Annotated in this window: 4 protein-coding genes; all 4 read right to left on the bottom strand. The window is 66.4% G+C overall.

The window, feature by feature from the left end; genetic code table 11:
* The coding region (locus VNS22_RS01925) for a hypothetical protein (RefSeq protein WP_325729050.1) at positions 1 to 345 on the bottom strand (345 nt) is incomplete at its 3' end.
* Between the two features lie 256 nt (positions 346 to 601).
* Complete coding sequence (locus VNS22_RS01920) at positions 602 to 3,421, bottom strand: hypothetical protein (RefSeq protein WP_325729048.1); 2,820 nt, start codon at positions 3,419 to 3,421, stop codon at positions 602 to 604.
* On the bottom strand, positions 3,418 to 4,620 hold the full coding sequence (locus tag VNS22_RS01915; protein WP_325729046.1) for a hypothetical protein: 1,203 nt from the start codon (positions 4,618 to 4,620) through the stop codon (positions 3,418 to 3,420). Before VNS22_RS01915 ends, VNS22_RS01920 begins: the two co-directional genes overlap by 4 nt.
* Positions 4,621 to 4,805: 185 nt before the next feature.
* Positions 4,806 to 5,001, bottom strand: a 196-nt coding sequence (locus VNS22_RS01910) for a hypothetical protein (protein ID WP_325729044.1), incomplete at its 5' end; no start/stop codon positions are given.

The raw sequence follows: 5,001 nt of genomic DNA, 5'->3' as shown, positions 1-5,001 counted from the left end.
GGCTTGCGTAGGCACCATCGCCCGCGCCCAGGCGCACTCCTTGATCTTTGCAAACTCGGCGATGGCCTTCTCGGCCACCTGACTGTCGGCGAAGCCGTGGAACACCAGGATCTCGCTGAAGACGAACTCCGGCGTCATGTCACGGGTGCCTTTCATCCACGCGGCGAAGCAGGCGCCGTGTGTGAAGTCCGCTCCATCCCAGTCTGCGGGAATGCCGGTGAGCTTCCAGTCCTTGCCCCTGCCGTCCGGGAGGACAAAGACGTCCACCACTCTGAAAGCCTTGTTGGTGTTCCAGCCGATGAGTGCGTTGCTGGCGGGGATGTAGCTCGGCTTCGTGGTGCTCATGTTGGATTTGTCCTGCAGGAAGATTGCGGGGGCAGCTTGTGTTGGGGTGATCGCACAGAGCAGGGGACGGCTGCGCTTAACCATCTCCTTCCCACGAAGGAGATGAAGGAGATGAAGCACGTTCGTCGGCCATTCTACGGAAACTGTCAGACATGGATTGCTCTGTTCTCCTGGAGTGAAAACTGTCTCTGACAGTTTTCACGCGTTGACCTGGGGATGTCCTTCATGTCCTCCATCTCCTTCTGAAAGCCCGGATCTAGCTCTTCGACAGCTTCCACGTTCCGATCCCTTTCTCCTGACCATCAGCCTCAATGGAGTAGCCATCCACGATCCGGCCCTTGTTGGCGCTGAGCCATTTGCCCAGCCGGAAACTGTTCACGTTGCCCCGGTCATTGGCGATCTTGAGAAGCGCCTCACGAAAGTCCGGATGGATAAAGTCCGGCTTACCCCAGTCACCGGTCCGGTGAGCGGTCGCGCGTTCGATCAGCTCGCGTACGGTGACGCGGATCTCCGGTTTGATGACCGCCTGCCACTGCTCCATTACGGAGCGCATCGCCTCCAGCTTCGGATCGTCGTTCCGAGCATCCTCCATGGTCTTCACAGGGTCGGCCTCGCCCAGCCACAAGAGCGCGCCGCGCACCCACTCGCTCCAGTCCGTGAACGAGCCCAGGGGCTTGCTCTGCTTCTGCTGCGGCCGTCCTGCGACGTGGAAGGCCCGCAGGATGGTGAGCGCGGCGGCGACGTACTTGCCGCGGTCGGCCTTCACCATCTCGACCGGATCGCGGTCGAACACGCGCAGTTCCGGGCGCTCGCACTTCGGGTCGATGCGGGCGATGATCGCGCGCCGGGTCATATCGCCGACCAGGACCAGGTTGTTCCCCGTGGCCGTGACCAGCGCCGTGGACGGCAGCTTCGGGATCTCCGACCGGCCCAGGATGCGCGCGCGAACGCTGGTCTGGGTCAGGATTTGGCAGAGGATATCGCCACCGAGGGGCGCCTCGCAGTTGTCGATCGGGATGAATGGATCGCCGGAGAGGAGCATGGCGCCAATGCGCTTCTCCATCTCCTCCTCGTTCTTGCCTTGGGCGATAACCGGCGCCTCGTGGCCGGCCGCCATCAGGCAGGCGATGTCGACCAGGATCGACTTCCCCGAGCCTGCTGCGGGCGCCGAGAAGGCGTGCAGAGGTGCCGTCCGCAGTGATCGACGGATCACCCCCGTCAAGATGGCTGAGAGCGCCACGGAGCGGCATTCGTTCTTCTCGAAGGGGAAGGTGCTGATCAGGTCCAGCAGGATCTGGAGCGCCCCGTCGGCGTCGTCGGCCGTGGGTTGGTCCAGGATCTTGGGCACCTTGAGGCCGCGGAGATCAAGCTTCAGCCCGGTGGCCGGGTCGTAGCCGGGCGTCGCGAGGATTGATCCGTCCGGCCGGAGGGTCGGCGCGTTTATGATCCCGGCGATGGTTGGAAGCCGCCACTGCCCCTTCCGGTCGCGGAGGGTCTCGGCCACTTTGGTGGGGGCGTCGATCGCGATCCAGTTCTCGGACCGGCCGTCGAACTTCTCCCAGTCGGCTGCCCGCGTCAGTTCCTCGGCGAGGGCATGCGCGCCCATCTCGATCAGGCTGGGGGTCTCGATCTCCCCTTTCTTCGGCACCGTGATGCGCACCAGCCCCGGACGGACGATGAAGGGCCCGCGCTGATAGACCTCGCAGGGCGAGCGGATCAGGGCATCCTCGGCCTGGGTGACGATCTCCGGCAGCTTGCCGGCCACGTAGCGGATCAGCGGCGGCTGGAAATAGTGCTCGTCCTCCTCGTCCCGCTGCGGGCCGGCAGCCTGGGAGCCGCCCACGGCTTCGGCGGTAAGGAAGCGCTTTCTGGTCAGGTCCGCGACGCTGAGCCAGCCTTCCTCCAGCATCTTGCGGAGAAAGACGAGACGATCCCGGCCGTCGCAGTGGCCGTGCCGGCAGTGGTAGACGAACCCGTGGTTGTCGGCTTGGTTGGCGTTGACGAGGAAGGTGGCCTTGTCCTGCCCCTCGTTGGTGTGCTCCCGTTCGTTGACACATACGATGTGGTGCTTGATCCCATCCGCCACCAAGCCAACGAACACCTCCGGCTTGGTGGCCTGCAGGGCGTCGACGATTTGGAAGCGCGCCCCGAAGTGCTTGGCCCAGCGGGAGAGGTCGAACACCTCGCCGGTCTGCGGATCGGTGAACTCCGCCGACTCCTGCTCCGGCTTGGCCTTCTTCCGGGTGCGCTGCTTCGGCGGGCTCTCCTGTGTCGGCAGGCCGGTGAAGAACTCCTCCCCCGGCGCCTTCAGGGCGAAGATGTCACACGGTGCACCCTCAATGACCCGGGTCTCCGGCAGCGGGCCGTCAGCGGGGCGCCGGGGCAGGTAGAACAGCCGGGAAGTATCGGTGCAGGCCTGGTCGTGGTCGAGTTCCAGCGCGCCGGCCAGGGTCTCGACTCGCTCTTTCCAGGCGGCATTGGCGAGGATCTGCTTGGGGTAGCTCGCCGCCAGCCAGGGCCGGGCCAGGGGGATGGCGATGCGGAACTTTGGACAGCGCTGGTGCTCGAAGTAGAGAAACTCGCCTTTCTCCTCCGCGATTCGGGCGCCTTCGGCCACGCGCGGCAGGTAGTGCTTTTCTTCCTCTAGGAAGGCAGCCGGCGTCGCCGGCATGTCGGCAGGGAACTGGGCCGCATAGCGTTCCCAGTTGGCCCGCTTCACACGCGTCCTGGTGGTCATGTGCGAATGGCTGGAGGCGATGATGGCGGCCCATCCGCGACGCCGTACGGCCGCCTCGATCTCGTCCAGGGTGAAGCCGGCGTCGCTGTCCAGGAAGGCGACGTCAATCCGCTCTGCTTCCAGCTTCTTGCGGCGCATGCCGAAAAAGGTGGCGGGCACGATGCAGGTGCCCTCCTTCGGCCCGACCTCGTGCCGGGTCAGGAGCGGGATGAGATCCTGCCAGGTCAGGGCGCGGCGGTCGTCCCAATCGCTGTCCTGATTATAGATGCCGAAGGTCGCGTGGTAGACGACGGCCGACGCCTGGGAGGCATCGGGCGGCCCTTGCGTGTGCGCGTTCATCGAGCCTCCCCCGACGGGCCATCTGAGCCGTGCACGCGCGGAAAGCCCTCGCTACTGCGGTCGCCGTCCTGCAGGACGAGGCGGTGGAGCGCGCGGCCCTCGGACCAGGCATTCCACGCCCTGGCGGCGAGCGCGGCGGCGTCGATCTGACTGATCCGCTCCCGGCGTAGGGCGGCATCGCGCAGCCGGAGATGAAGCTGGTAGGCGGGATCGGACTCGCTATCGGCACGGCCGGTATTCACCACGCTGGCGAAGGCGCAGATCCGCTGCATGGGTGTGCTGCGGGCGGCCAGGACCAGGATCAGGCCGAGCGGCGCTGTCCGGGCGGGCGCGAAGCGGTGGCGCTGGATCATCGCCGCGATCTCGGCGATCCGCGGCTCGCGGGCGATTATGTCCAAGATCTGGCCGTTCTCGACCTGCTGGCTCGCCCGCGCCATCTGCCCGGCGTCGTAATGAGCCAGGAGGCGGGCAATGGCGGCCTGGGTGCTGGCGTTTTTCGCGCCCGTGATGCCGAGGGCCTGCCCGGCGGTCCGGCGGGTGCCGGTGCCTGTGGCGGCGAAGGCGCTACGGACTATCCCGAAGCGCACATCCATGAGGGCCGGGATGCCACTGGCGGCCACGGCGCTCAGCCGGTGCTGTCCGTCGTTGAGCACCCCTTCCCGGCTGACGATGATCGGCTCGCCCGTGTTGAGCCAGGCGCCACGAGCCAGGATCTCGCGGAACCGCTGCACCTGTGCCTTCTGGAGAGGCCGGTTGGCGCTGTTCAGGGCCAGCAGCCATCGGGCGATCTCGGGTGTCACCAGGCCGGTACGGGTGCCTTCGAAGCCGGTGACCAGGTCCAGGAGCTCATCCTGACTGGCGCAGATCCGCGAAGCCGAGGAGGGCTTCGGCTCGGCAGCGCTGGTGGCGGGGAGTGTGTTGAAGGGAGGAGCCTGCCGGGGGCGGAGTGTCGAAGAGGGAGCCCGTACTGGTGACTTCGGAGAGGCGCCCCGCGTGATGGGCAGTTTCACCACGAAGAGCGGCAACCGGTACTCCCGGCGCGCGGCGTTGATGCGCCGGAGCTGATGGTCAGCAGGCTCATTGGAGACCAGGGCGACCTTGTTCTCTCGCGCCCAGCCCAGCGCCTCCTCGGTCGTCACAGGAACAGCGCCGAGTTGGGCATCCTCCGCCGCCTGCAGCGCGGCGACTGAACTGAACATCCCATCCCGGGTGCGAAGAGATGCACTCACGGTGTGCCCTCCCTGCCCCACCGACGACCGGAGGCGCACATGGCCGGAACCAGGATGGCCAGCATCAGCGATCCTCCTTTCGGGTGGATGGAGCGGTACCGGATGAGGGGAGCCTGCGATCAGGCTTGCTGCCGAGGTAGCGCCGGTGCCAGTCCTCAGCCTTCCGGCGCGCAGCCGTTGCTCGATCGAGGCACCATTCCGCCGCGTCGCTCCAGCGCCGTTCCCGCCATAGCGCGAACCTCGCCATGAATTTCACCATGGGTGCTCCTGAGCGCCTCCAGCCGCGCATGAAGCAGCGCGCGCCGGGCATCGAGTTGGTTCATCTCGCGCTCCATGCGTGCCGTGTAGGCG

It is taken from the genome of Geminicoccus sp., from assembly GCF_035556675.1.
GTDB lineage: Bacteria > Pseudomonadota > Alphaproteobacteria > Geminicoccales > Geminicoccaceae > Geminicoccus.
This window is presented reverse-complemented; position numbering and strand designations above follow the sequence as displayed.